General features: G+C 61.0%; 17 protein-coding genes and 4 pseudogenes. 4 read left to right on the forward strand and 17 right to left on the reverse strand.

Annotated elements, in window-relative coordinates:
- Positions 1-21: 21 nt before the first annotated feature.
- Both JFV26_RS20195 and JFV26_RS20200 read left to right on the forward strand, forming a co-directional pair.
- The gene (locus tag JFV26_RS20195; protein ID WP_201194966.1) at positions 22-741 is read left to right on the forward strand and encodes an SDR family oxidoreductase; all 720 of its coding nucleotides are present in this window, start codon (positions 22-24) and stop codon (positions 739-741) included.
- A gap of 63 nt (positions 742-804) precedes the next feature.
- Positions 805-1,692, forward strand: coding sequence for a LysR family transcriptional regulator (locus tag JFV26_RS20200; protein ID WP_201194967.1), 888 nt, complete (start codon positions 805-807; stop codon positions 1,690-1,692).
- 166 nt (positions 1,693-1,858) lie between these two features.
- Here the strand turns inward: JFV26_RS20200 and JFV26_RS20205 are convergent.
- The 10 genes and pseudogenes from JFV26_RS20205 to ccmA form a co-directional block, all read right to left on the reverse strand.
- Positions 1,859-2,262, reverse strand: a pseudogene (locus JFV26_RS20205) (hypothetical protein).
- 14 nt (positions 2,263-2,276) lie between these two features.
- A complete protein-coding gene (gene ccmI / locus JFV26_RS20210) occupies positions 2,277-3,476 on the reverse strand; it encodes a c-type cytochrome biogenesis protein CcmI (protein ID WP_201194968.1) in 1,200 nt (399 codons plus the stop codon).
- Positions 3,473-3,943 (reverse strand): cytochrome c-type biogenesis protein, encoded by a 471-nt coding sequence (locus JFV26_RS20215; protein WP_201194969.1) that lies wholly within the window; start codon positions 3,941-3,943, stop codon positions 3,473-3,475. Before JFV26_RS20215 ends, ccmI begins: the two co-directional genes overlap by 4 nt.
- Positions 3,940-4,476 carry a DsbE family thiol:disulfide interchange protein gene (locus tag JFV26_RS20220; RefSeq protein ID WP_201194971.1) on the reverse strand — a complete coding sequence of 179 codons (537 nt, stop codon included), beginning with the start codon at positions 4,474-4,476 and terminating at the stop codon, positions 3,940-3,942. The genes JFV26_RS20215 and JFV26_RS20220 overlap by 4 nt, the downstream gene beginning before the upstream one ends.
- Positions 4,473-6,461 carry a heme lyase CcmF/NrfE family subunit gene (locus JFV26_RS20225; RefSeq protein ID WP_201194973.1) on the reverse strand — a complete coding sequence of 663 codons (1,989 nt, stop codon included), beginning with the start codon at positions 6,459-6,461 and terminating at the stop codon, positions 4,473-4,475. The genes JFV26_RS20220 and JFV26_RS20225 overlap by 4 nt, the downstream gene beginning before the upstream one ends.
- A 4-nt stretch (positions 6,462-6,465) precedes the next feature.
- Positions 6,466-6,921, reverse strand: a complete 456-nt coding sequence (gene ccmE / locus JFV26_RS20230; protein ID WP_201194975.1) for a cytochrome c maturation protein CcmE — start codon at positions 6,919-6,921, stop codon at positions 6,466-6,468.
- Complete coding sequence (ccmD, locus tag JFV26_RS20235; RefSeq protein ID WP_008145547.1) at positions 6,918-7,094, reverse strand: heme exporter protein CcmD; 177 nt, start codon at positions 7,092-7,094, stop codon at positions 6,918-6,920. The genes ccmE and ccmD overlap by 4 nt, the downstream gene beginning before the upstream one ends.
- A complete protein-coding gene (locus JFV26_RS20240) occupies positions 7,091-7,846 on the reverse strand; it encodes a heme ABC transporter permease (protein WP_201194977.1) in 756 nt (251 codons plus the stop codon). Before JFV26_RS20240 ends, ccmD begins: the two co-directional genes overlap by 4 nt.
- 94 nt (positions 7,847-7,940) lie before the next feature.
- Complete coding sequence (gene ccmB / locus JFV26_RS20245; RefSeq protein WP_201194979.1) at positions 7,941-8,609, reverse strand: heme exporter protein CcmB; 669 nt, start codon at positions 8,607-8,609, stop codon at positions 7,941-7,943.
- Entirely contained in the window at positions 8,606-9,241 is a 636-nt protein-coding gene (gene ccmA / locus JFV26_RS20250; protein ID WP_201194981.1) for a cytochrome c biogenesis heme-transporting ATPase CcmA, read from the reverse strand. The genes ccmB and ccmA overlap by 4 nt, the downstream gene beginning before the upstream one ends.
- A gap of 210 nt (positions 9,242-9,451) precedes the next feature.
- On the opposite strand from ccmA, the gene fliK reads away from it, so the two are divergent.
- Both fliK and JFV26_RS20260 read left to right on the forward strand, forming a co-directional pair.
- Positions 9,452-11,017, forward strand: a complete 1,566-nt coding sequence (fliK, locus tag JFV26_RS20255) for a flagellar hook-length control protein FliK (RefSeq protein WP_201194983.1) — start codon at positions 9,452-9,454, stop codon at positions 11,015-11,017.
- Positions 11,014-11,343, forward strand: a complete 330-nt coding sequence (locus JFV26_RS20260) for an EscU/YscU/HrcU family type III secretion system export apparatus switch protein (RefSeq protein WP_201194985.1) — start codon at positions 11,014-11,016, stop codon at positions 11,341-11,343. The genes fliK and JFV26_RS20260 overlap by 4 nt, the downstream gene beginning before the upstream one ends.
- Positions 11,344-11,443: 100 nt before the next feature.
- Here the strand turns inward: JFV26_RS20260 and JFV26_RS20265 are convergent.
- From JFV26_RS20265 to JFV26_RS20295, 7 genes and pseudogenes are all read right to left on the reverse strand, one after another.
- A pseudogene (locus tag JFV26_RS20265) lies at positions 11,444-11,835 on the reverse strand (DUF2802 domain-containing protein).
- Positions 11,836-12,320: pseudogene (locus JFV26_RS20270) on the reverse strand (chemotaxis protein CheW).
- A gap of 87 nt (positions 12,321-12,407) precedes the next feature.
- Entirely contained in the window at positions 12,408-13,292 is an 885-nt protein-coding gene (locus JFV26_RS20275; protein ID WP_201194987.1) for a CheW domain-containing protein, read from the reverse strand.
- Positions 13,293-13,409: 117 nt separating this feature from the next.
- Complete coding sequence (locus JFV26_RS20280; protein ID WP_201194989.1) at positions 13,410-14,198, reverse strand: ParA family protein; 789 nt, start codon at positions 14,196-14,198, stop codon at positions 13,410-13,412.
- Positions 14,199-14,241: 43 nt separating this feature from the next.
- On the reverse strand, positions 14,242-15,132 hold the full coding sequence (motD, locus tag JFV26_RS20285; RefSeq protein WP_201194990.1) for a flagellar motor protein MotD: 891 nt from the start codon (positions 15,130-15,132) through the stop codon (positions 14,242-14,244).
- Positions 15,133-15,147: 15 nt separating this feature from the next.
- A complete protein-coding gene (locus JFV26_RS20290) occupies positions 15,148-15,888 on the reverse strand; it encodes a flagellar motor protein (RefSeq protein WP_201194991.1) in 741 nt (246 codons plus the stop codon).
- A pseudogene (locus tag JFV26_RS20295) lies at positions 15,888-17,020 on the reverse strand (protein-glutamate methylesterase/protein-glutamine glutaminase). Before JFV26_RS20295 ends, JFV26_RS20290 begins: the two are co-directional and overlap by 1 nt.
- Positions 17,021-17,058 lie beyond the last annotated feature (38 nt).

Below are 17,058 nucleotides of genomic sequence, written 5' to 3' on the forward strand. Positions count from 1 at the left end.
ATTTTCCTGAAAGGAGTTTCCATGACCCGACGTACCTTTCTCATCACCGGCGCCAGCAAAGGCATCGGCCGTGCCGTGGCCGAGCACCTGGACCGCGCGGGTCATCGCGTGGTGGGCATTGCCCGCACCCCCGACCTGACATTCCCCGGCATTCTGTTTCCACTGGACCTGAGCAACAGAGCGCTGACCCAGGAAGTGCTGGCGGATCTGGCCAGCACTTATGAGTTTGATGGACTGGTGAATAACGTCGGTCTGGTTCGCCCACAGGTGTTGAGCGAAATCGACCTCGACACCTTCGACGACGTGATGCGGGTCAACCTGCATTCGGCCCTGCAAGCGACCCAGGCCCTCTTGCCGAACATGCGCGCCAAAGCCTGGGGTCGGGTGGTGAATATTTCCAGCCTGACAGTGCTCGGGATCACCCAGCGCACGGCCTATGCGGCGGCGAAAGCGGCACTGATCAGTTTCACCCGATCCTGGGCGCTGGAACTGGCGCAAACCGGGATCACGGTCAACGCCGTGGCCCCCGGTCCGACGGAGACGGAATTGTTCCGCGCCAACAACCCGATCGGCAGCGAAGGTGAAGCGCGCTATCTGGCCGGTGTGCCGATGGGGCGGTTGGGGCAACCGGAAGAAATCGCTGCCGCGATTGCCTTTCTGTTATCCGAGCAGAGCGGGTTTATCACTGGGCAAACGCTGTTTGTCGATGGTGGTGCTTCGATTGGTAAAGCTGCGTTCTGATTGGCAATACACCGCTCACCCAATGGATCTCCAACAACCACCAGACTTGCACAAGGACTCAAGATGGACCGCCTCGCTGCCATGGAAACCTTCGTCTACGTGGTCGAAACCGGCTCGTTTTCCGCGGCAGCCCGACGTCTGAATATCGGCCAGCCCGCCGTGTCGAAAACCATCGCGCAACTGGAAACCCGGCTCGCCGTACGACTCCTTTTGCGCTCGACCCGCGGCCTGACCCCAACCGAAGCCGGACTGGCCTTTTTCGACAGGGCCAAACGCGCCATCGAAGAAGCCGACGAGGCTGACAACGCCGCTCGCGGTGCCGCCAGCGGGCTGACCGGCAACCTGCGGATCTGCGCTGCCGTCACCTTCGGGCGGCAACATATCGTGCCGCACCTGGGGCCGTTCCTCGATCAGAACCCGGAATTGAACATCGACCTGATGCTCGACGACCGCAACATCAATCTGGTGGAAGAAGGCGTCGACGTTGCCTTGCGCATGGGTACCTTGAGCGATTCCGGCCTGACCGCCCGCAAGATCGCCGAATGCAGGCGCGTGGTGCTGGGCACGCCGGCGTACTTCGAAAAACACGGCGAACCCACCTGCCCTGCCGACCTGACCAAACACCAAGCCGTCGTTTACAGCCAGGGCGGCGGCGCCAATTGGCAGTTCAAGAAAGCCGGCGAAGAACAACCGGTGATCATCAGTGGCCGAATCCGCGTCAACGCCGCCGAAGGGTTGCGTGAATCAGTGCTGGCGCATCTAGGGCTGACCATGGCGTCGGAATGGATGTTTGCGCCGGAGTTGGCCAGTGGTGCGGTCGTGGAAGTGATGAGGGATTGGGTTTTACCAAATCAGGACCTGTGGGCGGTGTTTCCGACGGGGAGGATGGCCAGTGCCAAGGCTCGGGCGTTTGTGGATTACGTCCAAGGGTTACTGGCTAAGGACACGTGAAAAGCAGATCAAGCAAGATCAAAAGATCGCAGGCTTCGCCAGCGCCTACAAAAGTCGCGTACGACTGAAGATCAACGTCGTACGCGATCCTGTAGGAGCTGCCGAAGGCTGCGATCTTTTCGATTTCCAGACAGCAAAACGGCGATCCGAAGATCGCCGTTTCTGTTTACTCCCCGAACTGCCTGCCCAACCCACCCGGCACGCCATGGATGTCCGTCTCTTCCCATGGCCCGTTCGGGCTGATCGAGCGGCTCCAGCCATTGTTCCAGCGGTAGTAGGTGCGCTGGCGGTAGAAGGTGTTGGGCTGGTCTTCGAGGACGTAGACGCCGAGTTTCGCATCCCAATGGCTGTTGCCCCCGGTGGCGGGGCAAAGCTGGCGGAGGTGCGGGGCATGGGTTTGGCGGGTTTGGCCGGGATGCCCGGTTTACCTGGCGTCGGCGTCGGTGACGGTGTCGGGCTGGGCTGCGATGGCGGAATCGGCGGCAATGTATGTTCAGGAGGCCGATGGACCGCACAAGCGCTTAACCCTAAAACCAGACTGAGCAGGGTGATACGAGCGATGGCGGTCATGGCGTTGCTTCCTGTTATTTATCCGGGCTGTCGATGGTCAGTTTTTGTGGCGCGGTGGTGCTGCTGGCCAGAGGCTGGCTGCGACCGACCCACTCGCCGGCCGTCGGTTGGCCGGCGCGGGAGATGCGCGCAACCAGTTGGACTTCAGGGAAGTTAGACAGTTTCAACTGCGGCATCATTGCGTCGGCATCGCCCAGCTCGACGGTTGCCGGAAGGTCGGCCACGGTCAGGCGTTTGGCCGCCAACGGTGCCGGTGGGCCGGAGGTGGCGCGGGCGAAGATGAATACGCTGTCGCCCGGTTGAACCTTGGCTTTCAGGTCAGCGGCGAGATCGACACGAACCTTGAGCAATGCCCCTTTGGTGGCGGGAGCCTGGACAACTTTACCGCCACTGGCTTCAAGCTTCTCGGTAGCCCGGGTGATCCCGCCTTGCAGCGCGCTACGGGAATTGTCGTCCGGCGGCAGTTGCGCCAGCAGGCGATTCCAGTAGTCGATGGCGTCCTGATAACGTTCGCCTTCAAACGCGGCGATGCCGAGCAAGCCAAGGCTGGTGACTTCTTTCGGATCGGCTTTCAGCGCTTCGTCAGTCAGGGCCTGAATCTTGTCCGACCACTTCTTGCCGTCAGCGAAGTACTGGGCCTGCGCCCACTGGCCGAGCAGTTCCGGCTGACGACCGGCGAGGTTCACGGTGCGCTCGAAAATCTTCGCCGCGTCGGCCGGACGATCCTGAGCCATGTAGGTGCGACCGAGGAAGTACAGGCCCTCCGCCGAGTCCGGTTGAGCGGCGACCGCACGCTCCAGGCGACGGGTCATTTCGTCCATCGACTGTGGCGCCTGGGCGAATTCGCGGGTCAGTTCGACTTTGTCGCTGGCACCGAAATGCAGATAGAGCCCCAGGCCCAGCACCGGCACCAGAATCGCCGCCAGCAACGGCAGGGATTTACCCAGGCGAGACACTCGCGGCGCCGCGAGGCCTTCAGTGTCGGCCAGCAACTCACGTGCCGCTTCGGCGCGACCGCTGTCCATTTGCGCGGCATCAAGCACGCCCTCTTCCTGCTGGGTCTGCAACTCAGCCACGCGCTCTTGATACAGCGCGACGTTCAGGGCGGTGCGATCCTCTTCGAGTTGGGCGCGACGGACACGCAAAACCGGGATCAACAGAAAACTCAGGGCAACCAGAAGTAGCAGACCTGCAGCGAGCCAGAAATCAATCATTCTTGGTTTTTATCCAACAGGTGGTCGAGGCGCTTGCGCTCATCAAAGGAAAGCGCGTCCGGGGTGTCAGCGCGTTGCACGCGACGACGGCGGACGATCACGGCGATAACCACGAAGCCACCCAGCAACAGGCCGGCAGGGCCGAACCAGAGCAAGGCAGTCTTGGCGTTCAGAGCAGGTTTGTAGCGGACGAAATCACCGTAGCGGTCGACCATGAAGTCGATGATCTGCTGGTTGTCCTTGCCCTCGCCGAGCATGCGGAAAATCTCTTTGCGCAGGTCGGCGGCAATCGGTGCGTTGGAATCGGCAATGTCCTGATTCTGGCACTTGGGGCAACGCAGCTCTTTGGTCAGCTCGCGAAATCGCTCACGGTCGCCGTCTTTGGCGAACTCGTAAGTGTCGATGGCCGCGTGCGCCACGCCGGCCATGCTCAACCCCAATACAACGGCGACTATCCAACGCTTCATGGCTTGGCCTCGTCGACCAGCGCCTGATACTTGGCCGCCAGTTTTTCGCGCCAGACCTGTTCGTCGATCACGCCGACGTATTTGTCACGGATGATGCCCTTGGCGTCGATGAAGAAGGTCTCCGGAGCGCCGTATACACCGAGGTTCAAACCCAGGGTGCCTTCGTCGTCGCGGACATTGAGTTGGTACGGGTTGTGGAATTCCACCAGCCACTTCAAGGCGTCGGCGTTGACGTCCTTGTAGTTGATCCCGTAGATCAGCACGCCCTTCTCGGCCAGTTTATTCAGCACCGGGTGCTCGACCCGGCAGGAAATGCACCAGGTGCCCCAGACGTTGACCAGCGCCGGTTTGCCGAGGATGTCAGCCTTGGTCAGGGTCTTGCCGTCCTGCACCGCTGGCAGGGAAAACTCCGGGAACGGCTTGTTGATCATGGCCGAGGGCAACTCGGCCGGGTCCAGGTACAGGCCGCGATACAGAAAAACAGCCACCACCAGAAAAATCGCCAGTGGCAACAGCATCAACCAACGTCTCATGCAGTGGCTCCCGTCATGCCCAGTGCTTCACGCACGCGGCTTTTCACCTTGACCCGATAACGGCGATCCAGCGCCGCCAGCAACCCGCCGAAACCTGTCAGCAGGCCGCCGAACCAGATCCAGCGCACGAACGGTTTGACGTGCACGCGCACGGCCCAGGCGCCATCGCCCAGCGGCTCGCCGAGGGCTACGTAGAGGTCACGGGTGAAACCGGCGTCGATCCCGGCTTCGGTCATCATCGAGTTCTGCACGGTGTAGAGGCGTTTTTCCGGGTGCAGCACGGCGACTTCCCGACCGCTGCGGATTACCCGGATGGTGCCCTTGTCGGACGTGAAGTTCGGCCCCTCAAAGTGCTTGGCGCCTTCGAAGACGAAGTGGTAACCGGCCAGGTCCATGGACTCGCCGGGCGCCAGGCGCAAGTCGCGCTCGGCACTGTTCTGGCTCGACAACACGACACCGAGCGCACAAACGGCAATGCCCAAATGCGCGACCTGCATGCCCCAGTAACTGCGGGTCAAGGTCGGCAGGCCTTTGATCAGGCCTTTGTGACGGGTCTTGTCGAGAATGTCCCGCACGCCGGCCAGCAACACCCACGCGGCGAGCATGAAGGTCGCGATCACCGCCCAGTTGAAGTCGCCGTAAGCGACGCCGGCCACCACGGCCAGTGCGGCGCTGCCGAGCAATACCGGGGTCAACATGCCCACCAGCCATTTGACCGGGGTGTCTTTCCAGCGCACCAGCATACCGACCGCCATTACCACCATCAGCAATGCCATCAACGGAATGAACAACGCGTTGAAGTACGGCGGGCCAACCGACAACTTGGCGCCGGTCATCGCATCGAGAATCAGCGGATACAAGGTGCCGAGCAGGATCATCGAAGCGGCAACCACCAGCACCAGGTTGTTACCCAGCAGCAAGGTTTCCCGGGACCAGAGGTTGAAGCCGACGTGGCTCTTCACGACCGGAGCGCGCAGGGCGAACAGCGTCAGCGAACCACCGACCACAAACAGCAGGAAGATCAGGATGAACACGCCGCGCTCAGGGTCGGACGCAAAGGCGTGAACCGAGGTCAGCACGCCGGAGCGCACCAGGAAGGTCCCGAGCAAGCTCAACGAGAATGCGGCGATGGCCAGCAACACGGTCCAGCTCTTGAATACGCCACGTTTTTCCGTGACCGCCAACGAGTGAATCAGCGCCGTACCGACCAGCCAAGGCATGAAGGAAGCATTTTCCACCGGGTCCCAGAACCACCAGCCGCCCCAGCCGAGTTCGTAGTAGGCCCACCAGGAGCCCAAGGTGATGCCGATACCGAGGAACGCCCAGGCGACGATGGTCCATGGACGCGACCAGCGCGCCCACGCCGCATCAAGTCGGCCACCCAGCAGCGCGGCGATGGCGAAAGCGAACGCCACGGAGAAACCGACGTACCCCATGTACAGCATCGGCGGGTGAACGATCAGGCCAATGTCTTGCAGCAACGGGTTGAGGTCGTGACCGTTCGCCGGAATCTGCGGCAGGATCCGCGCGAACGGGTTCGAGGTCAGGATCAGGAACAGCAGGAAACCGACACTGATCATGCCCATCACCGCCAGCACGCGGGCAAGCATGACTTGCGGCAACTGCCGGGAGAACACCGACACCGCGAAGGTCCAGCCGCCGAGAATCAAGGCCCACAGCAGCAACGACCCTTCGTGGGCGCCCCACACCGCGCTGAACTTGTAGTACCACGGCAACGCACTGTTGGAGTTGTTGGCCACATAGGCGACGGAGAAGTCGTCGGTCATGAAGGCGTAGGTCAGGCTACCGAAGGCGAACACCAGAAAGGCGAACTGGCCCCAGGCTGCAGGCTGGGCGAGGCTCATCCACAAGCGGTCACCGCGCCAGGCGCCAAGCAATGGCACCACGGCCTGAACCAGCGCAAAACATAGCGCCAGGATCATTGCCAACTGGCCCAATTCAGGGATAAAGATTGCAGACGTCATCAAATCAACCCTCTTTGGCTTGGGTAGGCGCCGACATGCCACTGTCTTTCAGGGCCTTGGTCACTTCCGGCGGCATGTACTTCTCATCGTGCTTGGCCAGCACTTCGTCGGCCACCACCACGCCGTCGGCGTTGATTTTGCCCAACGCCACAATGCCCTGCCCTTCGCGGAACAGGTCCGGAAGGATGCCGCGATAAGTGATGGTCACGGACTTGTTGAAGTCAGTGACGATGAATTTCACGTCCAGCGAATCACCGGAGCGTTGCAGCGAACCTTTCTCGACCATGCCGCCGGCGCGAATGCGCGTGTCTTGCGGGGCTTCGCCGTTGGCGATCTGGGTCGGGGTGTAAAACAGATTGATGTTCTCTTTCAGCGCGCTCAGCGCCAGGCCAACGGCAGCGCCGACCCCGACCAGAATTGCGAGAATGATGATAAGACGCTTTTTGCGCAGCGGATTCACTTGCCGTTCTCCCGGCGCAAACGACGCGCCTCTTGTTGCAGATACCGCTTGCGGGCCAGGATCGGCGCCGCCACGTTGAGGGCCAGTACTGCCAGGCAAATGCCATAGGCCGACCAGACATACAGGGCATGATGGCCCATGGCGAGGAAGTCGCCGAATGAAGCAAAACTCATCGAGCCGCCTCCAGACTGTTCTGCACTTCGGCTTTGACCCAGCTCGCCCGGGCTTCGCGCTTGAGCACCTCAAGACGCATGCGCAGCAACAGCACCGCGCCGAAGAAACAGTAGAAGCCCAGCACCGTCAGCAGCAATGGCAGCCACATCTCGGCCGGCATCGCCGGTTTTTCGGTGAGGCTGAACGTCGCGCCCTGGTGCAGGGTGTTCCACCACTCCACCGAGTATTTGATGATCGGGATGTTGATCACGCCGACAATCGCCAGCACCGCGCAGGCCTTGGCCGCGCTGTCACGATTGCTGATGGCGTTGCCCAGCGCAATGAGACCGAAGTACAGAAACAGCAGAATCAGCATGGACGTAAGTCGTGCATCCCAAACCCACCACGAGCCCCAGGTCGGTTTGCCCCAGATCGCTCCGGTGACCAGCGCCACGGCGGTCATCCAGGCACCGATCGGTGCCGCGCATTGCAGGGCGACATCGGCCAGTTTCATCTTCCAGACCAGCCCGACGACGCCGCACACCGCCAGCATCACGTAGCAGGACTGCGCCAGCATGGCGGCCGGAACGTGGATATAAATGATGCGAAAGCTGTTGCCTTGCTGGTAATCCGGCGGCGCGAAGGCCAGGCCCCAGACCACGCCGACGCCAATCAGCAGCAACGCCGCGACGCTCAGCCACGGCAGCAGTTTGCCACTGATGCCGTAAAACCATTTGGGTGAGCCGAGCTTATGAAACCAGGTCCAGTTCATTACTGTTTCCATCACGGTTGCTCTTCGCTTTGAAGAGTCAAGGGTCTGCCTTTCTTTCAAAAGAAAGCGATCAAAAATTGACCAGACCTCATTATTATTCGCCGACGCTGATCTTCAGGCCAGCGGCTATTGCAAAAGGTGTCAGGGTTATCGCCAGGGCGGTCAGGCTACCAAGCCACAAGAGATATCCGGTCGCCGGCATACCCTGGAGTGCGGCCTGCAAGGCGCCACTGCCAAGAATCAACACCGGGATGTACAGCGGCAGAATCAGCAACGCCAGCAACAGGCCGCCACGCTTCAATCCAACCGTCAGGGCCGCGCCCACCGCACCGAGCAGGCTCAGTACCGGTGTACCCAGCAATAAGGAAAGCAGCAACACCGGCAGACAAGCGGCAGGCAAACCGAGCATCAACGCCAGCAGTGGAGCGAGCAAAACCAGTGCCAGGCCAGAGAAGGCCCAGTGTGCCAGTACCTTGGCCAAAACCAGAAGAGCCAGGGGGTGCGGCGAAAGGACCCACTGCTCAAGCGATCCGTCCTCGAAATCACTGCGAAAAAGCCCGTCCAGCGAGAGTAAAACCGATAAAAGGGCCGCGACCCAGACCAGTCCCGGAGACAAGGTTTGCAACAATTGAGACTCGGGTCCGACCGCCAGCGGGAACATCGACACCACGATGGCGAAGAATACCAGCGGATTGGCCAGTTCCGCAGGACGGCGGAACAACAGACGAGCCTCACGGGCGACCAACAGGCCGAAAACACTCATACGGCCCAGTTCCCCAGGTCAATGTCGCGATAGCCGGCCGGCATCCGGGTCAGCGTGTGGTGGGTGGTCAGAATCACCATGCCGCCGCGTTCGCAGTGGGTGGCCAGGTGTTCTTCGAGTTGTGCCACGCCCTGTTTATCGAGCGCGGTGAAGGGCTCGTCGAGAATCCACAGCGGCGGGCTATCGAGGTAAAGCCGCGCCAGGGCCACGCGGCGTTGCTGGCCGGCGGACAAGCTGTGGCAGGGAACATCCTCGAAACCGCGCAGTCCGACAGCGGCCAGCGCTTGCCAGATGGCCTCGTGGGTTGCCGGTTGGTGCAAGGCGCAGAGCCAACTGAGGTTTTCCTCCGGGGTCAGCAGATCCTTGATCCCGGCGGCATGGCCGATCCACAGCAGGTTGCGCGCCAATTCGCTGCGTTGCTCGTTCAGCGGCCGGCCATTGAGCAGCACTTGACCGGCAGTCGGCTGCATCAGCCCGGACAGTAAACGCAACAAACTGGTCTTGCCGCTGCCGTTCGGACCGCTGATCTGCACCATTTCGCCACTGGACAGTCTCAATTCGAGATTTTCGAAGAGCAGCCGAAGGTCTCGCTCACAGGCGAGGTCGACGGTTTGCAGGAGTGGACTGGTCAAGAGATCACGGGCCTTTTCGTTTCAAATCGGCGATTCAAGTCGGCAGTGGCGCGGCCGCTAAAGTGATGCAGCATAGATACATTGGCGGCCTGTTCTAGAGAGCTGCGTCAAAACAATTGCAATGTTTTCACCGTTCCCTGTAAGACGGGCGGCATTATACATGCCATGCCTTACTCTAAAGAGCGCATTTTCCCAAGGTTGTGACCGCGTATGACAGGCGAAATGAACATCCTCCCGCTGCCCCAGACCACGCCAGCCGTCACACGCCCGCTGGTGGCCAGTGGCGACGTGCTCAAGCTGCTGACGCCGATGGAGGGCCTGATCACGCCCGGCCAGACCGCCAACGCTGAAGTGCTGTCGCTCAAGCAAGCGGATCAATCCTTTCAATTGCTGCTCAAAGTCACCCTCGACAGCGGCCGCCAGACCACGGTCCAGGCCACCAGCCTGCAACCACTGCCCACTGGCACCAACCTGGCGATCACCCAGCCCTCTGCCAGTAACCTGGCGATTACGGTGCAACAGGCGATTGCCTCCAGCGTGGCCACCCTCACCCGCATCGACACCGCACAACTGCCGGTCGGCACCTTGCTGCAAGGCAAAGTGCTGACGTCTCAGGTGTTGGCGCAGACGCCGGGCCAGCCGACGGTGTTTCGCTCGCTGGTCAGCCTGCTCAACACCGCGCTGAGCGGCAGCACGCTGACCATCGACAGCCCGCAACCGCTGCGCATCGGCACCTTGCTCAGCGCGCTGGTGCAGGACACACAGTCGTTGAAGTTCCTGCCGCTGAGCAATCGCCAGGACCAGTTGGCGGTGACGCAGCAGTTGAACGCCCAGCAGAGCCGCCAGGGTTCGCTCGACGGTCTGCTCAGCGCGTTGCAGAACCTGCCGCAGTCCGACGAAACATCAGACGACCTGCAAGCTGCCGTGAACAAACTGCTCGCCGGCCTGCCGGACGTTCAGCAACTGAGCACGCCCAAAGGCCTGGCTCAGGCGTTGCTCAGCAGTGGACTGTTCCTGGAAACGAAATTGCTCAGCGGCCAGAACCCGACACAGGCCCCGGACCTGAAAGCCGATCTGCTCAAGCTGATCGCGCAACTGACTCCGACCAACACCAACCTCAGCGCGATCATCGCCGCCAACACCCTGGCCCAGGCGATGCCAAGCTTTGTGCGCAGCGCGCTGGGCATGCTCGGTCAGGTCAGCACCAAACCGCTGCCGACCAGTTTTCCGCTGCCCGAACGCTTTTTGCAAAGCCAGGAGGGTGAAGGCGATCTCGAACTCTTGCTACGCCTGGCAGCCGCGGCGGTTTCGCGCCTGCAAAGCCACCAACTGTCGAGCCTGGAACAGACCGGCGTCACCGACGATGGACGGCTGCTGAGCACCTGGCAGCTTGAAATTCCGATGCGCAACATGCAGGACATCGTGCCGTTGCAGGTCAAGTTCCAGCGCGAAGAAGCCCCGGAAAAAGAACCGCAAAACGAACGCCGAGAAGAACGCGAGCCGAAACAACAGTTGTGGCGGGTAGAGCTGGCATTCGACCTCGAACCGCTCGGCCCACTACAGGTTCAGGCGCAGTTGATCCAGGGCAGCCTGTCCAGCCAGCTGTGGGCCGAACGGCCATACACCGCAAGCCTGATCGAAAGCAATCTTGCGGCACTGCGCGAGCGCTTGCTGGCATCCGGCCTGAACGTCGGCGATCTGGATTGCCACCTCGGCACGCCGCCCCAGGGCAGCCAAACCCGCCTCGAACAACGCTGGGTCGACGAAACCGCATGAGAAACCCCAACACCCCACGCCAGGCCATCGCCCTCAAATACGACGGCAGCCACGCCCCGACCCTCACCGCCAAGGGCGACGAAGAACTGGCCGAAGCCATCCTGAAGATTGCTCGCGAATGCGAAGTGCCGATCTACGAAAACCCGGAGCTGGTGAGGTTGCTGGCGAAAATGGAGCTGGGAGACAGTATTCCGCAGGAGTTGTACCGCACGATTGCCGAGATTATTGCGTTTGCGTGGAATTTGAAGGGCAAGTTTCCTGAAGGGCAGGATCCGCATGCGCCGATGGTCGAGAAGGATGTTACTGATCGCGGGGATGACTATTGATTCGGCGTTGAATGTAAAAAGATCGCAGCCTTCGGCAGCTCCTACAGGGGTTTATGTACACCCGTAGGAGCTGCCGAAGGCTGCGATCTTTTGATCTTTCTCAGTTCTTGTGCAACTTGCGCATCAACTCCGCCTCAGCCTGGGTCAACCCGCAGGACTGAGTCAGTTCATCAACCGTGGCCCCCATCCCGACCAGTCGTGCCGCTTGGGCAAACGACAGGCTCGAGGGTCGCGCTGTTCCAGCTGGGCGAGTTTGTCCGGCAACGGGCCGACCACCGCGCGCAGTTCGTGCAGGTCTTCACCCATGCGTACGTTGCCGTTCTGGTAGTTGTCGACGCGCCTGGCCAGGTCCTTGATGCGCTGATCGCGCAGCGCATCGGCCTCGGCCTGTTGCGCGGCGATCAGCCGCTGAGCGCGAATGTACGCCAGGAACATCGCCAGCGTGCCTGCCCAAAACAGGAACAGGACAATGACCGCAACCTCAAGAATCAATCAGATGTTCTCCAGATCCGACCATTCTTCTTCGCTCATCATCTTGTCGAGTTCGACCAGGATCAGCAGTTCGTTGTTCTTGTTGCATACGCCCTGGATGAACTTGGCGGATTCTTCATTACCGACGTTCGGCGCAGTCTCGATTTCCGACTGACGCAGGTAAACCACTTCGGCGACGCTGTCGACCATGATCCCGACGACTTGCTTGTCGGCTTCGATGATGACGATACGGGTGTTGTCGCTGATCTCGGCGTTCATCAGGCCAAAGCGCTGACGGGTGTCGATCACGGTGACCACGTTACCGCGCAGGTTGATGATGCCCAGCACGTAGCTCGGGGCACCGGGACCGGGGCGATTTCGGTGTAACGCAGGACTTCCTGAACGCGCATCACGTTGATGCCGTAGGTCTCATTGTCCAGCTTGAAGGTTACCCATTGCAGGATCGGATCTTCGGAACCTTTTGCATTCGTCGCGTGATTACTCATACCTGACCCCTCGAAAAACCGCACTTGGCGGTGTGTGTTCTGTGTGGCGGCATTCAAAATGCCGTCGCCTGCTTGTTATGTCGGCTGCTATGTCGGTTTATGTAGCGGCTTGCTGCCGCCCATGTGCTTTGCCCCGCCGCTGGCGATCAACTCGGCCAGTGCGCAAACGTCCAGCAATGCACACATGTGCTCAATCACCGTGCCGGCGAGCCATGGCCGCTGACCTCGATGACTTCTCCATTTGATTTCGTTCGGATCCAGGCGCAACGAACGGCTGACTTGATGAACCGCCAGCCCCCACTCGTAGCCCTGCACCGAAATAACGTATTGCAGGCCCTGACGGAAGTCATCGCGATAGCGATCCGGCATGACCCAGCGCGCGGTATCCAGCACTTTCAGGTTACCGGCCTGGCTCGGCAGGATCCCGAGGAACCATTCCGGCTGACCAAACAGCGGTGTCAGTTCGTGGCCGGCCAGGGAATAAATCGAGCCCAGGCACACCAGCGGCACAGCCAGGGTCAGCCCGGCGACATCGAACAACAGGCATTCGAACGGTTCGGCAGCCCAGGACGGGCGGCCATCGGTTTCCACCGGTGGCGACGTGTTGCTCGGCGGCAAGTGGACTTCGACCACCGGCGGCACCAGGGCTTGCAGCAACGGCGCGATGGTCGACACAGGCGCCAGGATCGGTGCCGGGGCTTCGATCACCACCGGCGCCTTCTCGACCACTGGCGCACTCACGGGCGCGGCGACGGCGGCAGGTTTCTGCGCATCGCGGGCCTGTTCTTCGAGCACGGCAGCCTGAAACTCATCCAGTGCGGCTTCTGCCTCGACAACTTCAACAACCTCGACGACTTTAGATACCACCTCGACTTCCGGCAGCAACTCTTCGGTCGCCTCCATCAGCAGGCTGTCCAGATACGACTGGAGCGCCAGTTGCGGACGCGAAGTAACCTTCACCGGCCGGTTCATGCGAGCACCTGTGTAGGCGCTGCCGAAGGCTGCGATCTTTTGGCGGATTCGAAGGTGTCACAAAGCAGGATCAAAAGATCGCAGCCTGCGGCAGCTCCTACGCGAATGGGGTTCATCTCAGGCCACCGCCGGAACGAGTTGAGCGGTCAGCAGATGCTTGAGCAGTGCGCGGTAAGCCAGAACGCCACGGCTCTTGCCGTCGAATTGCGAAGGCGTGACCCCGGCCCGGCTGGCATCACGCAGGCGAGTATCGACCGGAATATAGCCTTGCCAGATTTCTTCCGGGTATTTGTCGCGCAGCACGCGCAGGGTCCCGAGGGACGCCTGGGTCCGGCGGTCAAACAGGGTCGGGACGATGGTGAACGGCAACGCCTGTTTGCGCGAACGGTTGATCATCGCCAGGGTGTTGACCATGCGTTCCAGGCCTTTGACGGCCAGGTGCTCGGTCTGCACCGGGATCACCAATTGCTGGCTCGCGGCCAAGGCGTTGACCATCAACACACCGAGCAACGGTGGGCTGTCGATCACGGCGTAATCGAAGTCTTGCCACAATTGCGCCAGACTCTTGGCGATCACCAGACCCAGGCCGCTCTGGCCCGGCGACTGGCGCTCAAGGGTTGCCAGCGCGGTGCTCGACGGTAGCAGGGAAATATTGTCGTGACTGGTGGGCATCAACAACTGACCGGGCAAGCCTTGCGGCACGCTGCCCTTGTGCAGGAACAGGTCGTAGCTGCTGTGTTCCAGGGTGTCCGGGTCATAACCGAAATAGCTGGTCATCGAGCCGTGGGGGTCGAGATCGACGATGACCACGCGCTTGCCCGCCTCGGCCAGCAAACCGGCTAAAGCGATAGAGGAAGTGGTTTTACCAACACCACCCTTTTGATTGGCAACTGCCCAGACTCTCATTCGGATTGTTCCTCCCGGCCGATAACGCCGACCGAGAAATAGCTCAACGTATTAATGCGGGTGACGGAGAATTGACGGCGCTCTCTCGTCCCGGCGACTTTACCGGGGTCGGTGCAGTTTGTGTGCCAGCCCGCTTCAATGCGGCATCCGGTTTCGCATTGGCGGTTCCGGTGCCGGTCAGGCTGCGGCGTACATCGAGATTTCGCGACACCACCAGCACCACCCGACGGTTGCGCGCCCGGCCTTCTGCCGTGGCGTTGTTGGCCACCGGCTGGAATTCGCCGTAACCCACCGACGCCAGGCGCCCAGGGTTGACACCCTGCATCGCCAGCATGCGCACGATGCTCGCCGAACGGGCCGAGGACAGCTCCCAGTTGGTCGGGTACTGCGCAGTGCGGATCGGTTGATCATCGGTAAAGCCTTCGACATGGATCGGGTTGTCGAACGGTTTCAGGATCGCCGCGACCTTGTCGATGATGTTGAAGGCCATGTCACTGGGCATGGCATCGCCGCTGCCGAACAACAGGCTGGAGTTGAGTTCAATCTCGACCCACAGCTCGTTGCCACGCACGGTCATCTGGTTGGAGCTGATCAAGTCGCCAAACGCGGCGCTGATGTCGTCGGCGATGCTCTTGAGCGGATCGCTGGCACCGGCGATGCCGGCATCAATCTGTTCGGCGTCTTTGACCAATGGCTTGGCCGGGGTCACCGTCATCGGTCGCTCTTCACCCACCGGGATCGGCTTAACGGCGCGATCCGAGTCGGTAAACACGCCGATCAACGCTTCCGAGATGACTTTGTACTTGCCTTCGTTGATCGAAGAGATCGAGTACATCACCACGAAGAACGCAAACAGCAAGGTGATGAAGTCCGCATAGGACACCAGCCAGCGTTCGTGATTGACGTGTTCTTCAGGTTGCCGGCGACGAGCCATAATCCATTACCCCCATCAATCCATGAAGCCCTGAAGCTTCAACTCAATAGAGCGAGGGTTTTCACCTTCGGCGATCGACAGAATCCCTTCCAACAACATTTCGCGATAACGCGACTGACGCAACGCGATGGACTTGAGCTTGGACGCGACCGGCAGCAACACCAGGTTGGCACTGGCCACCCCGTAGATGGTGGCGACGAAGGCGACGGCGATGCCGCTGCCCAGTTGCGATGGATCGCCCAGGTTGCCCATGACATGGATCAAACCCATCACCGCACCGATGATGCCGATGGTCGGCGCGTAGCCGCCCATGCTTTCAAAGACTTTGGCGGCTTCGATGTCGCGGCTTTCCTGGGTGTAGAAATCCACTTCCAGGATGCTGCGAATGGCTTCCGGTTCGGCGCCGTCCACCAGCAATTGCAGGCCTTTGCGCGAGTAGTTATCCGGTTCGGCGTCCGCCACCCCTTCCAGACCGAGCAAACCTTCCTTGCGGGCGGTCAGGCTCCAGTTCACGACGCGATCGATACCACCGGCCAGATCCACACGCGGTGGAAACAGGATCCAGCCAAGGATCTGCATGGCCCGCTTGAAAGCGCTCATCGGCGATTGCAACAGCGCCGCACCGATGGTCCCACCGATTACGATCAACGCCGCCGGGCCGTTGGCCAGTGCGCCGAGATGACCGCCTTCAAGGTAGTTGCCGCCGATGATGGCGACAAACGCCATGATGATCCCGATAAGGCTCAGTACATCCATCAGATACACGCCTCGACCAGGTGCTTGCCAATGTCGTCCAGGCTGTAAATCGCGTCCGCCAGATCAGCTTTGACGATGGCCATCGGCATGCCGTAGATCACGCAGCTCGCTTCATCCTGGGCCCAGATTGCACTGCCGCCCTGTTTGAGCAGGCGTGCGCCTTCACGACCGTCGGCGCCCATGCCGGTCAACACGACCGCCAGAACTTTGTCGCCGTAGGTCTTGGCTGCCGAACCGAACGTGATGTCCACGCACGGCTTGTAGTTCAGTCGTTCGTCGCCCGGCAGGATTTTCACCGCGCCACGGCCATCGATCATCATTTGCTTGCCACCCGGGCCAGCAACGCCAGGCCGGGACGCAGGATGTCGCCATCCTCGGCTTCCTTGACGCTGATGCGGCAGAGCTTGTCCAGGCGCTCGGCGAAGGCCTTGGTGAAGGCCGCCGGCATGTGCTGGATCAACACGATCGGCGCCGGGAAGTTGGCCGGCAACTGGGTCAAGACCCGTTGCAGGGCAACCGGGCCACCCGTGGACGTACCGATGGCAACCAGTTTGTAGGCTTTGCGTTTCGGCGCAGGTGACGACGGGCCGGTCGAAGCAGGCGCATGGCTACGAACGGGCATCGGTGCCGGTGCCGGACGTGCAGGCGCAGTGCTGCCATAGCTGCTGACGCTCGAAGGTGCAGGCGTCGGAGCGGGTGCGGCGACCGGAGCGGTGTAGGTGTTGGCACGGCGGTTACTGCGCGAAATGCTGAGAATTTTCTCGCACAGCAGTTGCTTGACCTTCTCCGGGTTGCGGGAGATGTCTTCGAAATTCTTCGGCAGGAAGTCCACCGCCCCCGCGTCCAGCGCATCCAGGGTGACCCGGGCGCCTTCGTGCGTCAGCGAGGAGAACATCAAGACCGGGGTCGGGCAGCGCTGCATGATGTGCCGCACCGCCGTGATGCCATCCATCATCGGCATCTCGTAGTCCATGGTGATTACGTCTGGCTTGAGGGCCAGCGCCTGATCGATCGCCTCTTTTCCGTTGGTTGCCGTACCGACAACCTGGATGTTCGCATCCGCTGAAAGAATTTCCGAGACGCGGCGGCGGAAAAACCCCGAATCGTCCACCACCAGGACTTTGACTACCATAAACACTCCGTTAGACGGAGCGAGGCTCAGTCGCCCCG

The organism is Pseudomonas sp. TH31, from assembly GCF_016650815.1.
Taxonomy (GTDB): Bacteria; Pseudomonadota; Gammaproteobacteria; order Pseudomonadales; family Pseudomonadaceae; genus Aquipseudomonas.

Bases quoted from the DNA above. Each gene is read 5' to 3' on its own strand.
- JFV26_RS20195 (WP_201194966.1), top strand. From the start codon at position 22: ATGACCCGACGTACCTTTCTCATCACCGGCGCCAGCAAAGGCATCGGC.
- JFV26_RS20200 (WP_201194967.1), top strand. From the start codon at position 805: ATGGACCGCCTCGCTGCCATGGAAACCTTCGTCTACGTGGTCGAAACC.
- ccmI (WP_201194968.1), bottom strand. From the start codon at position 3,476: ATGATTGATTTCTGGCTCGCTGCAGGTCTGCTACTTCTGGTTGCCCTG.
- JFV26_RS20215 (WP_201194969.1), bottom strand. From the start codon at position 3,943: ATGAAGCGTTGGATAGTCGCCGTTGTATTGGGGTTGAGCATGGCCGGC.
- JFV26_RS20220 (WP_201194971.1), bottom strand. From the start codon at position 4,476: ATGAGACGTTGGTTGATGCTGTTGCCACTGGCGATTTTTCTGGTGGTG.
- JFV26_RS20225 (WP_201194973.1), bottom strand. From the start codon at position 6,461: ATGACGTCTGCAATCTTTATCCCTGAATTGGGCCAGTTGGCAATGATC.
- ccmD (WP_008145547.1), bottom strand. From the start codon at position 7,094: ATGAGTTTTGCTTCATTCGGCGACTTCCTCGCCATGGGCCATCATGCC.
- JFV26_RS20240 (WP_201194977.1), bottom strand. From the start codon at position 7,846: ATGAACTGGACCTGGTTTCATAAGCTCGGCTCACCCAAATGGTTTTAC.
- ccmB (WP_201194979.1), bottom strand. From the start codon at position 8,609: ATGAGTGTTTTCGGCCTGTTGGTCGCCCGTGAGGCTCGTCTGTTGTTC.
- fliK (WP_201194983.1), top strand. From the start codon at position 9,452: ATGACAGGCGAAATGAACATCCTCCCGCTGCCCCAGACCACGCCAGCC.
- JFV26_RS20260 (WP_201194985.1), top strand. From the start codon at position 11,014: ATGAGAAACCCCAACACCCCACGCCAGGCCATCGCCCTCAAATACGAC.
- JFV26_RS20275 (WP_201194987.1), bottom strand. From the start codon at position 13,292: ATGAACCGGCCGGTGAAGGTTACTTCGCGTCCGCAACTGGCGCTCCAG.
- JFV26_RS20280 (WP_201194989.1), bottom strand. From the start codon at position 14,198: ATGAGAGTCTGGGCAGTTGCCAATCAAAAGGGTGGTGTTGGTAAAACC.
- motD (WP_201194990.1), bottom strand. From the start codon at position 15,132: ATGGCTCGTCGCCGGCAACCTGAAGAACACGTCAATCACGAACGCTGG.
- JFV26_RS20290 (WP_201194991.1), bottom strand. From the start codon at position 15,888: ATGGATGTACTGAGCCTTATCGGGATCATCATGGCGTTTGTCGCCATC.